Below are 21732 nucleotides of genomic sequence, written 5' to 3'. Positions count from 1 at the left end.
CGGTTTTACATACCTAGCCATACCAAGCAGCCATACTGAACATACTGGGCATTATTTTCAGTATAGTCCAGCATATCATTGACTAGAGTCATGCTCCACCACGAGGGAGCGGTGAGCATGGCCACAGAAGCCCTGCAAAAATCCCGGCGGCGGGAAATTCGTCAGTTGGCCAGGGCCATTGGGGTCGCCCAAAGCCAAGAAATCAAGCAGATGCAAGACTGGCGGCTGAGCTGGTACCCGCTAGCTCCCCAGGAGCCCGTCATGTGGCATGAAGAGATGGGCCACCAGATGGCCATGACTCCAGAAATGATCTCGGCTATGCGCATGGATACCGACCTGGGAGCCGCTGACCCTGAGTTCGATCTGCGCTTCCTGCAAGCAATGATCCAGCACCACGAAGGAGCCCTGGTCATGGCTAGAGAGGCTCTGGAAAAATCCAAGTGCCCCGAGATTCGGCAACTGGCAACAGCCATTGTCACTACCCAGCAAGCGGAGATTGAGCAAATGCGGGCCTGGCAAAAGCGGTGGTATCCGCGCTAGGGCCGCTGGGATCGTTTGCAGGCCTCAGCAGGCTCTGTAAAGATGATGGGATGCGAGCAAGGCCGGCTCTTGCGGCTGCCCGCAGCACTCAGAGGATTCCCCTGCATTGCCAATGGCCCTAGAGCTGCCCTCCTTCCCTCAACACCCGGCTTTGCTCCCACCGCTTCGCCCAGAGTGGAGATCCCGCTGGCTGGCGGGGCTGGCCGTTTTGCTGCTGTGTTTGGGATCCCCCAACCGCTGGCTGCACTGGTTTCCGGGAGCGCTGCTGGGCCTAGCGCCTCTGTTTTACCTTTGCGAACAGCAACAGGGTTGGAGGCAGTGGCGTTTGGCCTATGGCCTCTGGTTTTGCGTGTGCCTGTACGCCTTCTGGGTGGATCCCTTCTCGCTTCAAGTGCTCAGCGCCTGGGAGATCCTGGGAGGAGCAGTGGTGGCTCCCCTGATCCCTCTGTTTTTCACAACAGCCACGGTCTTGAGCTTGGCGCTGAGCCGGCCCCTCCCCCCCTGGGCACGTCCCCTGGGCCTGGCCACGGTCTGGACAGGCCTGGATGGGCTGCTGGGCCTGCTCTGGTGGCCGATCCCCTTTCATTGGGGATCCCTGCTCTTTGACTGGCCCCTGGGGATCCAAATTGCCGATCTCACCGGGATCTGGGGAGTGACCTTTTTTGCCGTGTTCGTCAATGGCGTGGTTTGGCAGTTGGCCGAGCAGCTCCGCTGCCAATGGAGGGCAGAGGGATCCTGCTCGGGGGCCGAGAACCCGGATATCCGGCGCACGCTGGCCTGCGGCTTAGGTCTGGGGGGGCTGGTCTTGGCCTATGGCAGCCTGCGGCTGGCCTACTTTGATGTTTTAGCGGCGGCGGAAGGGGATCCCAGCTTTCGCGTGGGGACGGTGCAGCAGGTGGCCTGGTTGGAAGCCGATCGCAGTTGGGAGTACCGCAGCCAGCGCTACCGGGAGTTGCACCAGCTTTCGGCCCAGGCGGTGGCCGAGGGGGCGCAGTTGGTGATCTGGCCGGAAGGAGCCTTGCGGGCCCGGTTGCTGAACACCCCCCTGCAACCCCATGTGATCGAGCCAATGCGAGCCATCCTCCCCCCAGAAGGGGCTTTGATTACGGGGGCCACGGAGCCGGATCCCCGCACAGCCCACCTGCCGGAGGAGGAGCAGCGATTTTTCAACACCGCCCTCTTCTTCAACGCCCAAGGCCAAGTGCTGGATTGGTTTGGCAAGCAGTGGATCTTCCCCTATTTTGAGTCGGGGCGCTACGCGCCCTCCCCAGATGGCTATCGGCCGCTGGCGGGAGGGGAGCTGTTTGGGCCTTTGGGGGTGATGATCTGCTTGGAGAGTGTATTGCCCGCCCCCAGCCGAACTCTGACCCGCAATGGAGCAGAGTCGTTGATCGTGATCTCCGACGATAGCTGGTTTGGCAACAGCCACTGGCCCATGCTCCACGGCCGGCTTTCGGTTTTCCGGGCGGTCGAAAACCGGCGCAGCGTGGTCTTTGTCAACAACACCGGCGGCAACCTGGTGGTGGATCCCTCAGGTCGACTCCAGCAGGTGGGCCCGATTTTTCAGCGCGGAGTGGTGACTGGAGAGGTCAGGCGGCAATCCCAGGTAACCTTCTACACGCGCACAGGCGACTGGCTGGCCTGGTTAACCTTAGGTCTTTCTCTAGGATTGACGGCCTGGGGATCCCGAGCAGGGCAAGGATGCGCTAAGATTGGTGAGCATCAATAGTCTAAGTCAGCTTTCCCGTCCCGCGTTCCCAGTTTGCGCTGCTGAACTGGCTGAACAAAGGGATGCGGAATTGCTTACCCTTGCTGATGTAGCTCAGTCGGTAGAGCAGCTCACTCGTAATGAGCAGGTCATCGGTTCGAGTCCGATCATCAGCTTTGGAGCCTTGTCCGGCCCTCACGGGGCTACTGACCTAGGCTGGCTTAGCGCGGGGATCCCCTCTCCCAGGAGGGGGACATGAAGAGCGTAGCCAGTTGGTCGGGGCTTCGCCTTATGCTGAGAAGTATGGCCATTTCCCCGGCAGCGGTCTTTGGCAATGGCAACCCCCTTCTCTTGGCCCTATCGCACCCCAGGGATCCCGGACTCCGCCTTTGAGCGGATCCCGGGGATCCCGATGAGCCCCCGCGAGGTACGCGTGCTGGTGCTGAGCCAGTTGCGCCTGGGAGAAGACCACTGCCTATGGGATATCGGCGCCGGGACAGGCACCATCGCCATCGAAGCGGCCATTCTCTGCCCCCGCGCTCGCGTGATTGCCATCGAGCGCGATGCCGAGGTGGTCAGCTTGATCGAGAGCAACTGCGAGAAATTCGGCCTCAACAACGTGCAAGTAATCCAGGGCACCGCCCCCGATTGCTTGCATCAGCTCTCTCCGCCCCCCGATCGCATCTGTATCGAAGGTGGCCATCCCCTACGGGAGATCCTGGAGGCCTCCTGGAACCATCTCAAACCCAACGGCAGGATTGTGGCGACCACCAACTCTCTGGAGGGGCTCTACGGCCTCTCTGCCGGGCTGGCTGCCGTGCGAGCTCATCATGTGGAGGTGATCCAATCAGCCGTGAACCGCCTGGAACACCGCGGTCGCAGCCAACTGTTGCTGCCTCTGGATCCCACCTTTGTGTTAAGCGGGGAAAAATCCAGCTAAATCTTGTAAGAAATCCGTTTATATTTTTTGCAAATCCCTTCGCAAAGTAATGGGCTCAAGAAAATTGGGCTAGCCCAAGCCCTCTTTGGAGATCGGCAAAGCACAAACCTTAAGCTATGCCGATATTTCTAGATTGCAGACTTTCATTTGCCCTTATACCAGAGACAGAGAGCTGCGGATCCCAGGGCCATGGATGAATTGCAACACCCCTTTCCCGAATCACGAGAAGTGAGGCTGCGACAACTGCTAATTCGAGAGCGCTGGCCGGAAATGCTGAAGGGCTGCCGGGCCTGCATCCATTGGGACGACTTCAAGCGACCCGAATGCTGCGGCGACTGCGGCATTGGCGATCGCCGCAGACAAGAAGCAGAAAACCAGCCCAGCAAATCTTCAGGCATTTAGCCTGGGCAGATTCTCCCCATCGGGAGCCGATTCTAGTAGTTATTTTTGCCCAGCAATTTCTACCTTAGGCTCATCAAAACGCCGGAGAGAGGAACTTCTTGGGGAGGCAGCAGAGGCACCTCTACTTTCGCCACTTCCTGCTCGTAAATGCCCAGCTGGCGAGCGGCAGCCGTCGAAATATCCAGATCTCGACCGCGAACAAAAGGGCCCCGAGCCAGAACATCCACCACCACTCTAGGCCTGGGATCCTCAGAATTGGTCAAAGTCTCCCAAAAACGTGTCCGGGAATACACTGATGAGCCCCACGGATCCCAGGTTCCGCAGAGGGATCTTTCGGCTGAAGTCAGTGGGCTTGGGTTGGGGCAATGCTCCCAGAAGCCGGCGCGGCTCCTCAAGGGCGAGGGGATCCCGGAGAAATGCAAACCACTGTATCAATACATTCCGCAGTCTTCGTTAGGGGCTGAGCTAGAGTGTTTCCAGCAGGCTCCTGGGGTGGGCTGCCTTTTCAGGAGGCCAAGTGCCGCGACTGATCGCATCAGCGGGCTGGAGGCACTTGGTTAGCAATTGGCAGGAGTAGCGATGCCAGCATCGCAACGGCAAGCTAGGCGCGAGAACAGCCTGGCCAAGCTTCGCAAGGAACGCCGGAGGGCAAGCAGAGGAGCTAGGCCCAGCGGCCCAAAACATGTTACAGGTTCTCCCCCAGCCTGAAACCTCCGTAGGGGCGAGGGGGCGTACACAGAAGAGCTTACAGCCGTGTTGGTACCTATGTTTGCCGTGGATGGGAAAACCCCCCTGATGTTAATCAAACCCAGCCCCGCCAGACGGTGGGTAGCAAGCGGCGAAGCCACACTCCCCTGGCAGCGAGGTGAGCGGGGCGTGCGGCTGAAAGCAACCAATCGAGTGAGTTTGCAGGAGGTCGCTCCTGGCAAGCAGCTATGGCAAAATGCCAACCTAGGGTATTGCAAGTTTTTAACGTTCAACGGTTGGAGGGCACGGCTCCTAACAGCGCCGTGTAATGGTGTGTGATGAAAGTTGGAGATCGAGTGCGGGTGCGTACCAGCGTGATCGTCTATCACCACCCGGAACATCGCAATCAACCTTTTGACCTCAAAGGTATGGAGGGAGAAGTGACGGCTGTGATCCAAGACTGGAACGGCCGCCCGATCAGCGCTAATTTTCCCTTTCAGGTGCAGTTTGGGAATAAGTTCCGCGCCCACCTCCAGGCCGACGAGCTGGAGGTGATCGAGGCGAGCCCTTCCTCCGAGCCTGCGGCCTAGGTGAGACCCAGCAGGGTACGGTTGGTTTCCAGAATCGGCTGGATCAAAGCAAACTCCGCGGGGGTGAGGTACTTGGCTATCACCTCTTGCAAGAAGCGGTAGGTAGCCTCACAACTGCGCTGGGTGCGGAAGGCCCGCATCAAGGTCTGAAACCAGTAGAGAAATCGCTCCTTGTAGCGCTGCTCATCGTCTAGGAGCATGGCCAAAGCCGAGAGGCGCAAAACCCGCACGGTGTCGGCTCTCCATTTGTTGCGGAAATCCTCCACCCCTCGCATGAGCAAGTAGGGATCCAGAGCGCGCAGCTTCGCCTCCACCTCGCCGACAATCTGGGCTTCCGCCGCTTGGATTTTGCGATAGGCGCCCAGGCGCAGCTCAAAGGAGGCCAGGTAGCTCTCCATGAACTGCATCTCCTCATCTCTGAGGTAGCGTCCGTCGGCAGCCAGGCTCAGTTGGCGCAGTTGAGTCAGCATGGGGATTCCCTAGAAAACCAAGGAGAGAGGGGGAGTGCGGCCCTTTCGCCCCCGATCCTAGCCGCAAGCCCGTTGACAAAAGTGCGCGATCCTGCGGATCTTCGGCTATTCTCCCCGGCCTCTCAGCCGGGTTAATATTAATTAATAGTCTATCGTTGCAAGAATCCACTCGACCCCAGATGCCATCTGTGAGTTCGATAAAAAGCACCCTTTGGGAGGAAACGCTTCCGTGAGTCAGAAAGGTAAAAACAAAAAATGGAGAAGCGCCGGATTGTACGCGTTGCTGGCCATTGTCTTGATCTCGCTGGCCACAACCTTCTTCGGCACCCGTCCGGCTGAGCGTCTGGAGATCAGCTACTCCGACCTGATGAGCCGCATAGAACGGGGCGAGGTCAGCAAAGTCTTGGTCGAGATCGCCCCCGATGGTCGCCAAATTGCCATTGCCGAGGCGGAAATCAACAACCGCGCCACCCAAGTGCTGGTCAACCTGCCTCCCCTCACCCCCGAGTTTGAGAACACCTTGCTTGCGCAAGGGGTGGAGCTGGCGGTGCGCCCGGTTCAGGAGGAGGGTCTGCTGGGGCGCATCCTCAGCACCTTCTTCCTGCCCGTCTTGCTGCTGCTTGGCCTGTTTTTCCTGTTGCGCCGAGCCCAAAACGGCCCTGGCAGCCAGGCGCTCAACTTTGGCAAGTCGAGGGCAAGGGTGCAGATGGAGCCGAAAACTCAGGTTACCTTCAACGATGTGGCTGGTGTTGACCAGGCCAAGTTGGAGCTGGCCGAGGTGGTGGACTTTTTGAAAAACCCCGAGCGGTACAACGCTCTGGGCGCCAGGATCCCGCGCGGGGTGTTGCTGGTCGGCCCCCCAGGTACAGGTAAAACCCTGTTGGCCCGCGCTGTGGCCGGAGAGGCGGGTGTGCCCTTCTTCTCCATTTCTGGCTCTGAGTTTGTGGAGATGTTTGTTGGAGTGGGGGCCTCGCGGGTGCGGGATCTGTTCGAGCAGGCCAAGCAAAATGCCCCCTGTATTGTCTTCATCGACGAAATCGATGCCGTGGGTCGGCAGCGGGGAGCCGGCCTAGGAGGTGGCAACGACGAGCGGGAGCAAACCCTGAACCAGTTGCTGACCGAGATGGACGGCTTTGAGGGCAACTCCGGCATCATCGTTATCGCCGCCACCAACCGCCCCGATGTGTTGGATGCAGCGCTGCTGCGGCCCGGTCGCTTTGACCGCCAAGTGACGGTGGATCGCCCCGACTTCCAGGGCCGCCTGGAGATCCTCAAGGTGCATGCCCGCGGCAAAACCTTGGCCGCCGATGTGGATCTGGAGAAATTGGCCCGCCGCACCCCTGGGTTTACCGGCGCAGACCTGGCCAACCTACTCAACGAAGCGGCCATCTTGGCGGCCCGCCGCAACCTCACCGAGATCTCGATGGACGAGATCAACGACGCCGTGGATCGGGTGTTGGCTGGCCCAGAGAAGAAGGATCGCCTCATGAGCGAGCGGCGCAAGGAGCTGGTGGCCTACCACGAGGCAGGACACGCCCTGGTGGGATCCCTCTTGCCCAACTACGATCCCATTCAAAAGGTCAGCATCATTCCCCGCGGCCAGGCGGGCGGCCTCACCTGGTTCATGCCCAGCGATGATGACATGGGCCTGACCACCCGTGCCCACTTGAAAAACATGATGACCGTCGCCCTGGGGGGTCGGGTGGCAGAGGAGGTGGTCTATGGCGAGGCGGAGGTGACCACGGGGGCAGCCAGCGACCTACAGCAGGTGGCCCGCATTGCCCGCAACATGGTCACCCGCTTTGGCATGAGCGACCGCCTGGGCAACGTGGCCCTGGGACGCCAGTATGCCAATATCTTCCTAGGCCGTGAGATCGCTGCAGAGCGGGATTTCTCCGAGGAGACGGCGGCCCTCATCGACGAAGAGGTGCGACGTCTGGTGAATGAGGCCTACCAACGGGCCACTTACCTGATCCGGGAAAACCGCGCCCTCTTGGATCGCATCGCCCGCCGCTTGGTGGAGGCCGAAACCATTGATGGGGAAGAGCTGCAAGCGATCATCGACAGCTCGGAGGTGGTGATGCTACCGCCTGAGGAGGAGCCGGAGCCGCTGACCTTCCCGATAACCCTCAACGCTAGTGCCTAGTCTCCATGGACACAGGCCAGGGATCCCTGCCTTTTCGCCTGAGGAGGGCGGGGATCCCGATTTTTGCATGATGATAACTATCTCCCCTCTCCCAGAGAGAGGTTGGGGGTGGTCGCGTCGGCGGCGCGGCGCGCTTGGGCCATCCCTCAGGGAGAAGGGCTGGGTTGAGGGAGGCTAACTTAGCTAACGACGGCCGAGCCCGACAAGATGCGACTCACCTCCGTTTCGATAGGCTGGGGCTCATACATTTTCAGGACGTACTCAGCCACCATGCGGTCGGTGTTGAAGACCGGGTTGAGGGTGCGGATTGCTTCTTTCATGCGAGCAATCCAGCGGCGCGGGATCCCTTTTTCATCCCGGTCGTAGAACATAGGGATAATCTCGTATTCCAACACATCGTAGAGGGAGCTGGCGTCCAGATCGTCTTGGGCGGCTGGATCCAGACCTTCGATTTCTTGGCCGATGGCCCAGCCATTGCGACCGTTGTAGCCTTCGGGCCACCAGCCGTCCAAAACGGAGAGGTTGAGCCCCCCGTTGAAGCCCACTTTTTGGCCGGAGGTGCCGGAGGCCTCCAGAGGACGCCGCGGGTTGTTCAGCCAAAGATCCACCCCTTGGACCAAATTGCGGCTGACGTAGGCATCGTAATTCTCAATAAAGGCGACCCGGTGAGCCACCTCAGGCCGATTCGACCATTCCACCACCCGTTGGATCAGGCGCTTGCCTTCTTCATCTCGCGGGTGAGCCTTGCCGGCAAAGATAATCTGCACAGGGTACTCTTTGTTGGTGAAGATGCGGGTCACTCGCTCGAGATCGCGCAGGATTAGATCTCCTCGCTTGTAGGTGCTGAAGCGGCGGGCAAACCCAATCGTCAGGATCTTGGGATCCAACAACTGGTTGACGGCCTGGAGACGTTCGTTGCTTTCGCCGCGGTTGCGCCGCGCCCGCAACACCCGGTGGCGGGTAAAAGACACCAACCGCTCCCGCAGGGCTTCCTTGCGCCGCCACAGCTCCTCATCGGGAATTTCTTCCACCTTGGCCCACAGCTCCGGATCCGACACCCGCTCCGGCCAGTCGGGACCCAGGTATTGGTCGTAGAGGTTCCAGAAGAGGGGGGCAACCCAGGTGCGGGCGTGAACCCCGTTGGTAATGGAGCCGATGGGCACCTCCTCCACCGACCGCTCTGGGTAGAGCACATGCCACATTTGGCGAGAGACGCGCCCATGTAACTTGCTCACCCCGTTGGCTGCACGTGCGTAGCGCAAAGCCAGCACCGTCATATTGAAGCGCTCCCAGGGATCCCCGCCGCGCCGCGCCCCCAGAGCCAAAAATTGCTCCCGCGTCAAGCCCAGTTGCGGCCAGAAAGAGGCAAAGAACGCATCCATCTCGTTGGGGCTGAAAGCATCGTGCCCAGCCGGCACCGGCGTGTGAGTGGTGAAGACACACTTTTCCCGCACCTTGGCCTCTGCCGCCTCAAAGGGCGTACCCCGTGCCACCTCCTCCCGCAGCAGCTCCAAAGTCAAGAAGGCAGCATGCCCCTCGTTCATGTGATAGACCATGGGATCCAGGCCCAACTGGCGCAGCAGGCGCACCCCCCCAATGCCGAGGATACACTCCTGGGCAATGCGCGTATCGGTGCTGCCGCCGTAGAGATGGGCAGTAATCCAGCGGTCGATGGGATCATTCTCCGGCAGGTTGGTATCCAGCAGGAAGAGGGGCACCCGCCCCACGTCCACCCGCCAGGCGCGTGCCTTCACCAGCCGCTGCCGCATTGCCACTTCCACCAACAGAGGGCTGCCATCTGGCTGCCGCACCAACGTCAGAGGCAGCGCGTCAAACTCGCAATCTTCGTACAGCTCCCCTTGCCAGCCGCTGAGATCCAGGCGCTGCTGGAAATAGCCTTGGCGGTAGAGCAATCCCACGCCCACCAGCGGCACCCCCAGATCGGAGGCGGATTTGAGGTGATCGGCAGCCAGCATGCCCAGGCCCCCGGAGTAGATGGGCAAAGACTCGTGCAGGCCGTACTCAGCGCAGAAATAGGCAATAGGACGCTGCCAGTCGTAGGTCTTCATGGTGCGCTTGGCCCAGGTATCCTCAGCCGCCATGTACTGCCGATAGGCCTGCACCATGCGATTGAGGGTGTTGAGGTAGTTGACGTCAGTAGCCAAGGCCGCCAAGCGCAAGTAAGAAACCTCCTCCAGCATGCGCACCGGGTTGTGAGAGGTTTTTTCCCACAGGGCGGGATCCATTTCCCGGAAAATGGTGAGGTGATCGGGGTTCCACGTCCACCAATAGTTACGGGCGATCTCGCACAGGGGCGTGAGCGCCTCCGGCAGCACCGGGCAACGTTCGGGAAAAGCGGGGGCTAAAGTGGCAAGGGACATAGGACAGATACCTGGGGTTGAAGCTATAGGCCGGAAAAAGAAGCGGCAGAGGTTAATCGTGCCTGGTAAACGTTTCTAATTTTTTATTATTGAGCCAACTTTGAGAATTCTGGCAGGAGGATTCAGGATCTCTACAAAATCTGCAGCAGCTCCAAGCCAGATTTCCTCAGTCTTTTCCCAGATCTTGCAACAACAATGGCCACCGGCAGTTCGGTTTTCAATCTCAGAGAAGGCTGCTGATCGATCTGCGGCCTGTCTGAAGAGACGGTGCTGCATCGGAGTTAACAGAGTTTCCAGAATTGCCACTGACTCCTGATCCCGGCAGGGCAATCTAAACTGCCACAAGCTCGGCAAAGCTTTAGCTGCCTTCGCTACCAAATGGCCTTTTTCGATAGGAGCTCCGACTGAGCCTAGCGTCCCTCCACCACGGCCAAGCTGGTGTTGCGGTAGTAGTGGCTGAGGATCTGTTGGTAGGAATAGTTTTGGCTGGCCAGGGCGGCAGCTCCCCATTGGCTCATGCCCACCCCGTGCCCGTAGCCGCGCCCTTGGATTTGGAAGAAAGCGGGAAAGTTTGCCCCAGCAGGGGTCAGGCTGGCGGTGGTGGCCGCCTCCCCTCGTGGGCTGATGGCGATCATCGTGCTGCGCAACCCCAGAGCCCGCCGGAATTCGCTGCCGCTGACGTCTTTGCTGCCTTGGGATCCCACTAGGCGCAGGGTGATGGCCCGTCCCCAGGGAGAGCTGCGCAGGATCTCAATGGAGCGGATGGCCCCGATCCCGCCGGCCAACTGCTGGAGCTGTTGGGCAGGAATGGTAGCCGTCCAGCTAAACACCGGCGAGTGGTGATCGAAATCGGGCACCCCCTGCAAGTAGGGCCGCGACTCCAGCCAAACATTGCCGGCATCGTCTGTGTGGCCGCCGCCGGAGGAGTGGAAAACGGCGTTGATCAACTGCCCCTGGTGGACGAGAACCTGGCCGGCAGTCTCGCGGGCTGCTGCCTGGGTGCGGTTGGATTCGGCAGCCACCCCTTTGTAAACCTGCCAATCAATCCCACTCCCCAAGTCAAAAGGCTGCTGGGAGCGACGACTGCGATGGTAGAGGGCATAGGTGCGGGAGGCCACGGCTTGGGCTTTGAGGGCCTCCATCGGGAAGCGGTGCCCCATCTCGCTGCCCACCACGCTGGAAACGTAGTCCTCCAAACCAACTTGATTGATGGCGATCACTCCACTTTCGCCGGGGATCAGCTCCACCCAGCCGCGGTACCAGTTCTGGTCGATGAACACCAACCCATCGGGGGTGGTGGGCTGTAGGTAAAGGCGTTCTCCCTGCTGGCCGGCCAAACTGACCGCCGAGCCTATCCGGCTGGCCTGCAGCGGCTGCATGGCCGGAACTTCGGCCAGCGGTTGTCCCTGGGCATCCAGCAGGCGGGCCGGGGCAGAGCTGCCGAGCCTGACCTGCGGCTTGTTGACGGCAATCCCCACCCGCAGCAGCACCCGCGCCTGCACCGGAAAGGCCAAGCAGAGCCAAGCCCAAACCAGAAGGCCGATCCCCCTAAGCCAAGCCGAGGGCAGCGGGGACACAACCGGAGAAGAAAAGAGAGCTACACTCACACGTCACTCCTCTGGGAAAGACCACCCAAGAGCAACGGATCCCTGTCCGCCGATAAACCACTTCGGAGGAGGGATCCAGAAGGAAACTGCGATCCTGCGGTGAGGATTGCCCAACCAACCCCTCAAGCGACCGACCAACCAAAGCGCTCCCGCCTTCAAAGAGCTTTGCCTTCGAGGCCGCGGCCGGATCCCAGCCAGCTGCTCGCGCTGGCGGGCCGGGGGCCTTCCGATATGACAGTATCAAAAACCGCTTGCCGATGCACGACCTCAACCCGGCCTTTTTGTCGCCCAAGTTCCCCGTCAGGTTGCCAGAGGGATCCCCCGCCGGCGGCTAAACCACTGCTGCAACAGGCGACGACACTCGGCCTCGCAAACTCCGCCGATGACCTCTGGGCAATGGAAGCTGGCGGCAGAAGCGGGCAGGTTGAGCACGCTGCGCAGCGCGCCGGCCTTGGGATCGTCGGCGCCGTAGATCACCTGGGCCAGCCGCGATTGGCTGATCGCCCCCGCGCACATGGGGCAGGGCTCCAGGGTCACGTACAGCCGACAGCCCTGCAACTGCCAGTCGCCCAGGCGCTGCCCCGCCTGCCGTAGGGCCAAAATCTCCGCGTGGGCCGTAGGATCCCGATCCCGTTCCCGCCGGTTGCTGCTTAGGGCCAACAGCTCTTCCCCCGGCCCCACCACCAGAGCCGCCACCGGCACCTCGCCCGCTTCTCCCGCCCGCTCGGCTTCTTGCAGGGCCAACTGCATCCAGGCGCGGTGGCGTTGCCATGGATCCCGCTCCGGCGGTGCTGAGGAAGGGAGGTGAGCTAGATTCCCGGTCATCGCTAGGCTCTTGAGCCCTGTCTTTGCCCGCAAGATTTGCTAAGTTAAGCACATATCCCCTAAACAGCTAAAAGAAGAATAGGCCAAAGTAAACCGGGTCTGCTTGCGCAGGTGGGTAGCGCCGGTCTGCCTGAGCTTCCTCAGTGCAGTGTTTTTGGGGCAATACGGCTGAGCTCTGGGAGGGATCATGACACGGCTTCTACGGCAAACATTTCTGGCGATGGCTTTGTTTGGCGGAGGCATTGCCTATGGGGTCTGGTTGTCCTCGCCAAGGGGGCAAGCATGGCTGCAGCAAACTCCCCTTGCCACTTGGTCGCAGCGGGCTGGAGAGGGGGTGGGATCCCTTCTGCCTTGGTCTGAGTCCCCTCCTGAGTCTGCCTCTCCTGCCGATGCCGTGCGGCCTTCCAATTTCATTGCCGCCGTTGCCCAAAAGGTGGGACCGGCGGTGGTGCGCATCGACGCCACCCGCACCGTGGCCAGCCCTATTGATCCCGAGCTGTTCAACCAGCCCCTGTTCCGCCGCTTCTTCCCGCAACTGCCGCAAGAGTTCCAGCAGGAAGGCACCGGATCCGGATTCATCATCGACGCCGACGGCCTGATCCTCACCAATGCCCACGTGGTGGAGGGTAGCGAGCGGGTTAGGGTGCATCTGCTCGATGGGCGCACCTTTGAAGGGAAAGTCAAAGGCTCAGACCCGGTGACCGACATCGCTGTGATCCAGATCGAGGGAGAAAATCTGCCCACGGTGACCCTGGGCAACTCTGACCAGGTGCGGCCAGGAGACTGGGCCATTGCCATTGGCAACCCACTGGGCCTGGACAACACGGTAACGGTGGGGATCATCAGTGCTGTCGGACGCTCCTCTGGGCAAATCGGGGCTGCCAACAAGCGGGTGACCTTCCTGCAAACCGACGCTGCCATCAACCCTGGCAACTCTGGCGGTCCCTTGCTGGATGCGGAAGGTCGGGTTATTGGGGTGAATACGGCCATTTTCCAGCGGGCTCAGGGTGTTGGCTTTGCCATTCCCATCAACCGCGCCATGGAAATTGCCGAGCGGCTGATCCGCGACGGCCGGGTGGAGCACGCCTTCCTGGGTATTCGCATGATTACCCTCAACCCCGATTTGGTAGCCCGCCTCAACCGCGACCCAGCGCGGCTCAGCCCGCTGACGGTGCAGGAAGGGGTGTTGATTGGGGAGGTGGTTCCGGGATCGCCGGCTGAGCAAGCTGGCCTGCGGGAAGGGGACGTCATTGTTGAGATTGACGGCCAACCTATTCGCGATGCCGAGCAGGTGCAGCAGTTGGTGGATGCCGCCGGTGTGGGCAAGACGCTGACGCTGCGGGTCATCCGCGACGGCCAGGCGCGCACCTTCCAGGTGAAGACGGGGGTGCTGCCGGTGGGCTCTTGAGCAGGCAGGCTGGGATCCCGATCCCTACCTTATTCTCAGCAAGCTCCCCTCCAAAGACTTGGAGTCGTTTTAAACTAGGTGAAAACACTCTGCCGCCATCCAAGCGCTCCGCGCCGCTGGCGCGTTTGCGACAGCCCTGCCTACCAATAACGACGTAGAGAAACGTTTCGTTGCTATTTGAAATGACCACAATCCCTGGGGCGATAGAGCCACCGCTGTGCCCGACAGGGGGTCTGCCCGGCAACGAGTAGTTTTACGTGCCGTCCGTTGTTGATCCCCGTGACAGAATAGCCCTAGAGGCGGGGAGCGAGATCGCGTATGGCTTGGGCAGTTGGCGAAGAATTGCAGGGGGGGCGCTACCGCATCGAGGCCGTTTTGGGGGAAGGGGGCTTCGGCATTACCTACCGCGCCTGGGACAGCGTCCGTGCTGAGGATGTGGTTATCAAGGTCTTAAAGGACAGCATCCGCGAGGATCCCGACTATCCTCGCTTCCAGCAAAACTTCATGAACGAGGCGCTGCAACTGGCCCGCTGCCGCCACCCCCACGTGGTGAAGGTGGAAGAGGTGATCTGGGAGCAGGAGCGTTGGTGCATTGTGATGGAGTACATCCGTGGCCAGACGCTGCACCAGCTTTTGCGGCAAAAGGGGCCGCTGCCCCTGCCGGAGGCCCTGCGCCTGACGCGAGAGGTGGGATCCGCCCTCATGGCCCTGCACGAACAGGGGATCCTGCACCGCGATGTGAAGCCGGCCAACATCCTGGTGCGGGAGGGATCCGGGCAAGCGGTGTTGATCGACTTTGGCCTGGCGCGGGCCTACGCCCAAGGTTTGATCCAGCGCCATACCTCCTACGGCACCGATGGCTACGCCCCCCTGGAGCAGTACGACAGCCTGCGCCGCCGCGGCGCCTTCACCGATGTCTATGCCTTGGCCGCCACCCTCTACACCCTGCTGACGGGGATAGTGCCCTTGTGCGCGCCGGTGCGGGCCACAGGCCGGCAGTTGGATCCCCCCCGCAGCCTTAACCCCAGCATTCCTGAAGAGGTGGAGGCCGCCATCCTCAAAGGGATGGCTCTCCACCCCGAAGAGCGCCCACAAACCATGGCCGAGTGGCTGGCCCTGCTGCCGGGAGCGGCCTCTCAAGAAGAGAAGAAGCCGCTGACCTTTGAGCCCGCCATCCGCACTCAAGATCTGCGGCAACTGGAGCGGCTTCTGGCCCCGCAACCCCAAGATGAGCTGGAACAGCTCCTGGCCCAGCACTCGGCAGAAGAGCTGGAGCAAATGGTGGCGCCCCCTACCCCTGCCACGACAAAGAAAAAAGAGGGGGCATCCGGATCCCTGGTTTCTCCCGAAGTTTGTCTAGAGGGACAGGGATCCCTGCCCGCTACTCTCCCCTGGCCAGACTGGGTGGGAGAAGCGGCTCCTGCCCTACAAGGGCTGTGGGATCGGCTGCGGGCTGGCCAGTGGGGGGAAGCCGATCGCTGGACGACGGCTCTAATGTTAAAGCTGGGCGGGCGATCCCAGGTGGGCTTTTTCGATCCCAAGGATGTTGAAGCTTTCCCCTGCCCGATGCTGCGGCTAATCGACCAACTTTGGACGCAGGCCAGCCATGGACGCTTTGGCTTTACCGTCCAGAAGCAGCTCTGGCAGGAGTGTGACTCGGAGAAAAGGGGAGGGCTCAGCTCGAGATCCTTCTCGGCCTTGCCCCGCGAAGAGTGTATGGGAGAGAAAGTGGGCTGGCAGATCCAGGGCCGCTGGCTGGAGTACGGGGAGCTCAAAACCAACTTGGAAGCGCCCAAGGGCCATCTGCCGGTGGGCTTTTTCTGGGGATACTCGGGGGGGTTACGCGCAGCCCTGCTGATGCTGGATCGGGCGGTATTGAAAAAGTTCAAAGCCTGCCTGTAAAAAACTTCCCCCTCCTGGGGATACAAAGCCAGAACGGCGAAAAAAGGGAGAGTGGACGCCTATCCCCTCAAGAAATCGAGGAGGATTGCCGGGCACTCTTCTCCAAAAGGGAGGTTGCCTGAGGGCTTTCGCGAACGGCCAGTCCCAAGTGAATCAGCGCTGTCTCAACAGTATTGACCTGCTCTGCCAAAGCTTTCCACCCTCTTGCTTTTATGCCGTAGCGCTTACTAAAGTAAGCTCGAGCGGCTGCAAAGGAAGCAAAAGCTTTTTTTAGGGTCGCTGCTGTCCAGGGCTTGGCATTCAGCCGTAGCCAATTCCTTTGACCTTGCTGCTGTCGCTCGGCAACAAGCTGTCCTGTCAACTCAAGGAGCTCAATATAGTTGCGACGCGAGGCCGCGATTGCCGTTTCAAGGCTCTCGATGAGACCCATGGTTATCCTCCAAATTCGCTTGATAAATATCCTGCTCGTTCTTCTGAAGCAACTTTCTAGAACCCGTAGAAGGCAGGTTAGCCTTAAAAATAGCCATGATCCTGTTCAGGTAACTTTGCAGTGAGCTCCTAATCTCTGGAATGGGAATGTAGTTTACCGCGTTCTGAAGCTGGTCAAAGATATGTTTAAGTTCCTTCAGAGCTAAAATGGCACGGCTGACGATCTCCTGGACTTGCAGCTGCTCTTCTGCAAGCTCTCTTATTCTATTGGCCAGCTTCTGATTTTCGTGTTCTTTCTCGACGAGCAAATCTAAAGCTACTTCCTCGCTCTCTTCTATTCTACGCTTAAGTTTTAGGTTTTGCTCTTCCAGAAATTCAATCTGCTCGATTAATAAACCTAACTCGCGCAAAGAACTAAATTCAATACCTCTGCCCACGAGAAAGTTAACAATTTGGTCGCTGCACTCTTGTCTTTGAAGCTGTAGTTCTGTGGGTTTAGGCTCTGCCAATTCCTTTAAGACTCTATGAGCTATTCCTACCCCCAGGAAATCGCCGTCGCCATGTCCAGGAATACTAACCCTCAAATGCCCGCGAACAGCTTGCGTGGGATGTCTGGCACGACGACGGACAATCTCCCAGCCCCACTTTCTTGCCTGAGACAAAATGTCTCGTTTCCGCCAATTTCTTGAAGACTGAATAGTGGTTTGAATCTCTCTCTGCTCCTCTATAACTTCTTCCCGCCTCTTAAGGAGATAGCCAAGCTCGTCTTCTCTGAGACAATCCATAGAACAGAACCTTAAGTGAAACTTCCTTACCTAGTCTACTCGGTTTTCACGGAGACCTGGGCTGATTGTACGGCAAAACCTCACCTCTCAGAAGCTATTGACGTTAAGAAATACTTAGTAGTTTTTCTAACAAGGTTTCTAAGTAACAACACAGCGGCAGAGCGAGCCAGCTCTGTAAAAAAACTCCCCTCTCCCCTTGGGAGAGGGGCTGGGGGTGAGAGGGTGGAGAGCCTTAGTAGCGATGCACCAGCTTATTGATGGGCTTGAAGATGTCGGCCTCAAACCTCTTGCCCTTGAGCATGCGGTTCCAGTACAGCCAGGGCAACAGGTGCACCTTGGCCAAGTACATGGAGTAGCGCTCCCGCGTTGGATCCAGGGGGAAAGAGGGAGCTAGCTTCCCGTCGTAGGCAAACTCTGCCATGATCAGGGAGTTGTAGCCGGTGATCAGGGGGCAGCAGGTGTAGCCGTCGTAGCGGGCCGGCAGCGGCTTGGACTGCATGGCCGCCAAGAGGTTTTCCGCCAGCACCGGCGCCTGCTTGCGGGCCGCGGCTGCCGTCTTGGAAGTTGGCAGGGAAGAGGCATCCCCCAAAGCAAACACGTTGGGGTAGCGGGGATGCTGCAGCGTCCATTTGTCCACCTCCACCCAGCCGCCGGGCCCTGCCAGAGGGCTGCGCTTGACAAAGTCCGGGGCGCTCATGGGCGGAGCCACGTGGATCATGTCGTAGTGCAGGCTCACCTCCTCTTTGCCACCGTCGGTGGTGACTTCAAAGATGGCCTCCCGGGTCTCGGGCCGGATGGCCTTGAGGTTGTGCCTGAACTTCACCTGGATCCCGCGGCGCTCCACCACCTTCTCCAGGGCGGCGCTGTATTCGGGCACCGCGAAGAGGGTAGGGGTGGCGGTGCAGAAGATAACTTTGGTGTTGACGCCAACGCCGCTTTTGCTCTTGAAAACGTCGTCGGCCATGTACATGATTTTTTGGGGCGCGCCGCCGCACTTGATGGGAGTGGCAGGGTAGGTGAAGATGGCCGTGCCCCCCTGGAAGTTGCGGATGGTCTCCCAGGTGTAGGGGGCGTAGTCTTTGGAGTAGTTGCTGGTCACGCCGCCCTTGCCCAGCGCCTCCGGCAAGCCCTCGATCAGGTGCCAGTCAATTTGGATGCCGGGGGCCATGATGAGGTAGTCGTATTCGATAACTTGGCCATCCTCGGTGATGACGCGGTTGTGATCCGGATCCAGCTCGGTTACTCGCGCCTGGATCCACTTGGCTCCCCTGGGGATCACGGTTTTTTCATCGCGCACAAACTTGGCCAGCGGCGCAATACCCCCACCCACCAACGTCCAGCCGGGCTGGTAGTAATGCTTGTCGGATGGCTCGATGATGGCAATGTCGAGGTTGCGCTGGCGCTCCAGCAACTGGGCTGCTGCGCTGATGCCGGCTGCCCCTCCCCCGACGACGACAATCTGATGGCGGAGAACCGCCGCGGACCCCTTCGATCCGATCCCTTGCACCTCAGAGCGCGCGCCGTTTTGCGGCACTGCTGCTGACTGCGCCTGGAATTCCCTTGGCTTTGTAGTCGGTACCACGATAACTCCCTCTAAAACTCAAAACGGAAACAAAAAAAAAAGAGACCGATAGACCCGTCGGCCATATTAAAAACAGCAAGAGAGCCAACCAACCCATCCAAGAGCCCGGACAGGTCAGCTAGCATGGGAGGCCGAAGCACTTCGGCTCCCCACAAGCTCTAGCTAATCATACTACCTAATAAGAATATATTCATCCTTTCTATCTATCTGTCGAGAATTTTCAGCAAATCTTAGCCGCCTCCTTAAACGTTGTTGACGCTTGCCTTAGCAAGAGCTGCTCGGGGAGCGTTTTACTGGGAAGGGCAGGCGGCATCCGCTAGGCTGTCAGATGGAGGAAGGTCGGCAGCTCGTCCTGCCGTTGTGTTGTTGTAACTCAAGATTCCGAACATGGCCAAACCTTCATCCCCTGAGCTGCTCCCGGCCCTTGCCTGGCATGCCCTGCCGGAGGAGCAAGCCATCCAGCAGCTCCTCGGAGAGGAGCTCTCTTTGCCGACGCTGTTGGAAAAAGGCCTCTCCCAGGCGGAAGTGGAGCGGCGGCAGAAGCAGTATGGCCCCAATGAGCTGAAGGCCAAGGCAGCTACCCCCGCATGGGTCAAGTTTCTGCAGCAGTTTAACCAGTCGCTGCTCTACATCCTGATGGTGGCCGGGGCGATCAAGGCGTTCCTAGGCTCCTGGCGCAACGCCATCGTAATCTGGGCGGTGGTGGTGATCAACGCTCTCATCAGCTACATCCAAGAGTCCAAGGCGGAGGAGGCGATTGCCGCCCTGGCCAAGTCGGTGGTGACGGAAGTAACGGTGATGCGGGAGGGGCAGAAAGTGCGGGTGCCCTCGCGGGAGCTGGTGCCGGGGGATGTGGTGCTCTTGAGCTCGGGAGACAGGGTGCCTGCCGACCTGCGCCTGGTAAGCGTGCGCAACTTGCAGGTGGACGAATCGGCCCTCACGGGAGAGTCGGTGCCGGTGGAAAAACGGCTGGGATCCCTCCCCGAAGACACGCCGTTGGCCGACCGCCAGAACATGGCCTATGCCGGCAGCTTCGTCACCTTTGGCCAAGGGGCGGGGGTGGTGGTGGCCATCGGCAACCAGACCCAAACAGGCCGCATCTCCAAGCTGATCGAGGAAGGGGGATCCCTGCAAACTCCGCTGACGCGCAAGTTTGAGGCGTTCAGCCTGACCTTGCTGAAAATTATCCTCACCTTGGCGGCGCTCACCTTTTTGGTGGGCCTGGTGCAGGGCCAAGCGGCAGCGACTGTCTTTGAGGCGGCGGTGGCGCTGGCGGTGAGTGCTATCCCCGAAGGCTTGCCGACGGTAGTCACTGTAACCTTGGCGATTGGGGTTTCCCGCATGGCAAAACGCCACGCCATTATCCGCAAGCTACCGGCAGCTGCGAGTTCTGGCCTTTGCCCAATTGACCGGGTGCAGGGATCATGTAGCCGTGGCGATAGGCTCCTACAAGTTCTAGGCCTGCCGCTTCTGCTTTGGAAAACAGAGTCGGAAGCACCACGTAGTTTGGCGCCCAACTTGGGATGGGGATGTAGAGCCTTTTTAGCTTGTATCTTCTCTCTCTCTCTGCTCCTTCCCCTTCTCCTCTTTGTTGTTGCCCCCCTTCTTCTCCTCCCGACTCCTCTATGTACTCCTTATAGACCAGTATTATCCTATCGGCCCTCCAACTCCCAAGCCGGTAATAGATAATCTCGCGGGTTTCAGTTTCTCCCCCTTCCTCACCTTCTTCTGGTGGGAGTTGACCTCCTTCTTCCTCGGATGCTTCTCCACCTACCTTAATTTGCTTAACTACCTTTATGTCGTCCTCAGTTGCCCGGTCTAAGCCGAGAAGCCTACCAGTCCGCTCTAGGCAACGGCTTAGAATCGGTATCGATTTATACATCCGCCTCCTTGAGCCTTTCTCAGGGTTGATGACCAACACCTTGAGGCGGTGTTCACCTAGTTTATAGACCAACCTTCCGGGCATAGTCCCCTTCTTGCAAGCCGATAGTCTGCGCCAGGGTAGCACGCTTGACCTAACTGAGTCAACTACCCGGCCCATTGAAGTAAATAACAAGGCGCAATCAAAAAGTCCTTGCGGTAAAACCGTCCCCAGCAGCCAAACTCAGGTGGATCACTCAGATCTAGAGGAAGGGCTGATTTTCTTGGGCTTGCAGGGGATGATTGACCCGCCGCGGCCAGAGGCCATTGCCGCCGTGCGCTCCTGCCAAACCGCCGGGATCCAAGTCAAGATGATTACCGGCGACCATGTGCTCACGGCCCAAGCCATTGCCGAGCAGATGGGCCTGGGCGGCGGCAAACCGGTAAAAGCCTACAGCGGCCGGGATCTGGAGCAGCTCGGCCCAGAGGAGTTTGTTACCGCCGCCAACGAGGGATCCGTCTTTGCGCGGGTGGTGCCGGAGCAAAAGCTGCGCCTGGTGAAGGCCTTGCAGTCGCAGGGTCAGGTCGTGGCCATGACCGGCGATGGGGTCAACGACGCCCCGGCCTTGAAGCAGGCAGATGTGGGCATTGCCATGGGGAGGGGCGGCACGGAAGTGGCCAAAGCCGCCGCCGACATGATCTTGACCGACGACAACTTCGCCTCCATCAAGGCCGCCGTCGAGGAGGGGCGCACTGTCTACAACAACTTGCTCAAGGCCATCGCCTTCATCCTGCCGGTGAACGGCGGGGAGTCAATGACCCTTCTCCTCAGCGTCCTCCTCAACCGCGAGCTGCCCATTTTGGCCATCCAGGTGTTGTGGCTCAACATGATCAACTCCATCACCATGACAGTGCCCCTCTCCTTTGAGCCCAGCACGGGGCGGGAGATGACCCAACCACCGCGGGATCCCGATGCCAACTTGCTCTCTCCTCGGCTGCTGCAGCGCATTCTGCTGGTTTCAGCCTTTAACTGGCTCTTGATCTTCGGGGTTTTTGAATACATCGAACAAACCACCGGCAACCTCAACCTGGCCCGCAGCATGGCCATTCAGACGCTGGTGATTGGGCGCATCTTCTACTTGCTCAGCCTCAGCCAGGCTATTCCTACCCTGTTGGGCCGCGGGCGCGCCAGCCAGTTGGAACGCCGCGAACGCCTAATGGATGTGGCGGCTATCACCATCGGCATTGGAGCGGCCATCCTGCTGCAGATCCTCTTCAGCCAATGGAGCCTGTTCAACGCTCTCTTCGACACGGCACCGCTAGCTTGGGAGCAGTGGGGCTTCTGCCTGGTGGTGAGCCTGCCAATGATTGGGGTGGCAGCGCTGGCCAACCGGGTGGATCCGGAAGGCGCTTCGCTGGCCCGCTTACCCAGGAAAACCTAAATCTTGGGGGAAGCCAGAGCGGCGGCAA

16 protein-coding genes, 1 tRNA gene and 1 pseudogene are annotated in these 21732 nt (G+C 59.7%); 10 read left to right on the top strand and 8 right to left on the bottom strand.

Translation table 11 applies throughout. The annotated features are described in order from the left end of the window. The first annotated feature begins 90 nt into the window (after positions 1-90). The 5 genes from ACVW0R_RS08395 (at position 91) to ACVW0R_RS08375 (ending at position 3590) form a co-directional block, all read left to right on the top strand. Positions 91-540 carry a DUF305 domain-containing protein gene (locus ACVW0R_RS08395; RefSeq protein ID WP_276307364.1) on the top strand — a complete coding sequence of 150 codons (450 nt, stop codon included), beginning with the start codon at positions 91-93 and terminating at the stop codon, positions 538-540. Positions 541-652: 112 nt separating this feature from the next. Next, positions 653-2269: an apolipoprotein N-acyltransferase gene (locus ACVW0R_RS08390; protein ID WP_011431519.1), complete on the top strand. Its 1617-nt coding sequence runs from the start codon at positions 653-655 to the stop codon at positions 2267-2269. A gap of 82 nt (positions 2270-2351) precedes the next feature. After that, positions 2352-2424 (top strand) — tRNA-Thr (locus ACVW0R_RS08385). 158 nt (positions 2425-2582) lie between these two features. Beyond that, on the top strand, positions 2583-3188 hold the full coding sequence (gene cbiT, locus ACVW0R_RS08380; RefSeq protein WP_011431520.1) for a precorrin-6Y C5,15-methyltransferase subunit CbiT: 606 nt from the start codon (positions 2583-2585) through the stop codon (positions 3186-3188). A 189-nt stretch (positions 3189-3377) separates the two neighbouring features. Next, a complete protein-coding gene (locus ACVW0R_RS08375; protein WP_049749797.1) occupies positions 3378-3590 on the top strand; it encodes a hypothetical protein in 213 nt (70 codons plus the stop codon). A 59-nt stretch (positions 3591-3649) separates the two neighbouring features. Here ACVW0R_RS08375 and ACVW0R_RS08370 read toward each other — a convergent pair whose 3' ends face one another. Then, positions 3650-3853: an RlpA-like double-psi beta-barrel domain-containing protein gene (locus tag ACVW0R_RS08370; protein ID WP_168173328.1), complete on the bottom strand. Its 204-nt coding sequence runs from the start codon at positions 3851-3853 to the stop codon at positions 3650-3652. Between the two features lie 762 nt (positions 3854-4615). Between ACVW0R_RS08370 and ACVW0R_RS08365 the strand changes: the two genes are divergently transcribed. Further along, entirely contained in the window at positions 4616-4867 is a 252-nt protein-coding gene (locus ACVW0R_RS08365) for a ferredoxin-thioredoxin reductase variable chain (protein WP_011431523.1), read from the top strand. On the opposite strand, the gene ACVW0R_RS08360 is transcribed toward ACVW0R_RS08365, so the two are convergent. Next, complete coding sequence (locus ACVW0R_RS08360) at positions 4864-5337, bottom strand: globin family protein (protein WP_011431524.1); 474 nt, start codon at positions 5335-5337, stop codon at positions 4864-4866. The two genes, ACVW0R_RS08365 and ACVW0R_RS08360, sit on opposite strands and share 4 nt — an antisense overlap. A gap of 229 nt (positions 5338-5566) precedes the next feature. On the opposite strand from ACVW0R_RS08360, the gene ftsH reads away from it, so the two are divergent. After that, positions 5567-7483: an ATP-dependent zinc metalloprotease FtsH gene (gene ftsH / locus ACVW0R_RS08355; RefSeq protein ID WP_011431525.1), complete on the top strand. Its 1917-nt coding sequence runs from the start codon at positions 5567-5569 to the stop codon at positions 7481-7483. Between the two features lie 179 nt (positions 7484-7662). Here the strand turns inward: ftsH and glgP are convergent, their stop codons facing one another. The 3 genes from glgP to ACVW0R_RS08340 all read right to left on the bottom strand — a co-directional run bounded on the left by glgP (position 7663) and on the right by ACVW0R_RS08340 (position 12296). After that, positions 7663-9864 (bottom strand): alpha-glucan family phosphorylase, encoded by a 2202-nt coding sequence (gene glgP / locus ACVW0R_RS08350; protein ID WP_041438652.1) that lies wholly within the window; start codon positions 9862-9864, stop codon positions 7663-7665. A gap of 410 nt (positions 9865-10274) precedes the next feature. Beyond that, positions 10275-11471 carry a SpoIID/LytB domain-containing protein gene (locus ACVW0R_RS08345; RefSeq protein ID WP_041438653.1) on the bottom strand — a complete coding sequence of 399 codons (1197 nt, stop codon included), beginning with the start codon at positions 11469-11471 and terminating at the stop codon, positions 10275-10277. 300 nt (positions 11472-11771) lie between these two features. Next, positions 11772-12296, bottom strand: coding sequence for a nucleoside deaminase (locus ACVW0R_RS08340; RefSeq protein ID WP_011431528.1), 525 nt, complete (start codon positions 12294-12296; stop codon positions 11772-11774). A 187-nt stretch (positions 12297-12483) separates the two neighbouring features. Between ACVW0R_RS08340 and ACVW0R_RS08335 the strand changes: the two genes are divergently transcribed. Further along, positions 12484-13704 (top strand): HhoA/HhoB/HtrA family serine endopeptidase, encoded by a 1221-nt coding sequence (locus tag ACVW0R_RS08335; RefSeq protein ID WP_457501915.1) that lies wholly within the window; start codon positions 12484-12486, stop codon positions 13702-13704. A gap of 318 nt (positions 13705-14022) precedes the next feature. Further along, entirely contained in the window at positions 14023-15606 is a 1584-nt protein-coding gene (locus ACVW0R_RS08330; protein ID WP_099812712.1) for a serine/threonine-protein kinase, read from the top strand. A 67-nt stretch (positions 15607-15673) separates the two neighbouring features. Here the strand turns inward: ACVW0R_RS08330 and ACVW0R_RS08325 are convergent, their stop codons facing one another. The 3 genes from ACVW0R_RS08325 to ACVW0R_RS08315 all read right to left on the bottom strand — a co-directional run bounded on the left by ACVW0R_RS08325 (position 15674) and on the right by ACVW0R_RS08315 (position 18327). Beyond that, complete coding sequence (locus ACVW0R_RS08325; protein WP_099812711.1) at positions 15674-16036, bottom strand: hypothetical protein; 363 nt, start codon at positions 16034-16036, stop codon at positions 15674-15676. After that, the gene (locus ACVW0R_RS08320) at positions 16014-16820 is read right to left on the bottom strand and encodes a hypothetical protein (RefSeq protein ID WP_457501914.1); all 807 of its coding nucleotides are present in this window, start codon (positions 16818-16820) and stop codon (positions 16014-16016) included. The genes ACVW0R_RS08325 and ACVW0R_RS08320 overlap by 23 nt, the downstream gene beginning before the upstream one ends. A 232-nt stretch (positions 16821-17052) precedes the next feature. Beyond that, on the bottom strand, positions 17053-18327 hold the full coding sequence (locus ACVW0R_RS08315; RefSeq protein ID WP_011431532.1) for an NAD(P)/FAD-dependent oxidoreductase: 1275 nt from the start codon (positions 18325-18327) through the stop codon (positions 17053-17055). 474 nt (positions 18328-18801) lie between these two features. Between ACVW0R_RS08315 and ACVW0R_RS08310 the strand changes: the two are divergent. Then, positions 18802-21704, top strand: a pseudogene (locus ACVW0R_RS08310) (HAD-IC family P-type ATPase); the annotation flags it as partial. Positions 21705-21732: the final 28 nt, after the last annotated feature.

The sequence above is a fragment of the Thermostichus sp. MS-CIW-15 genome (assembly GCF_054060575.1).
The sequence above is the reverse complement of the archived record's forward strand: the minus strand, read 5'-3'. Positions and strand labels throughout refer to the sequence as shown.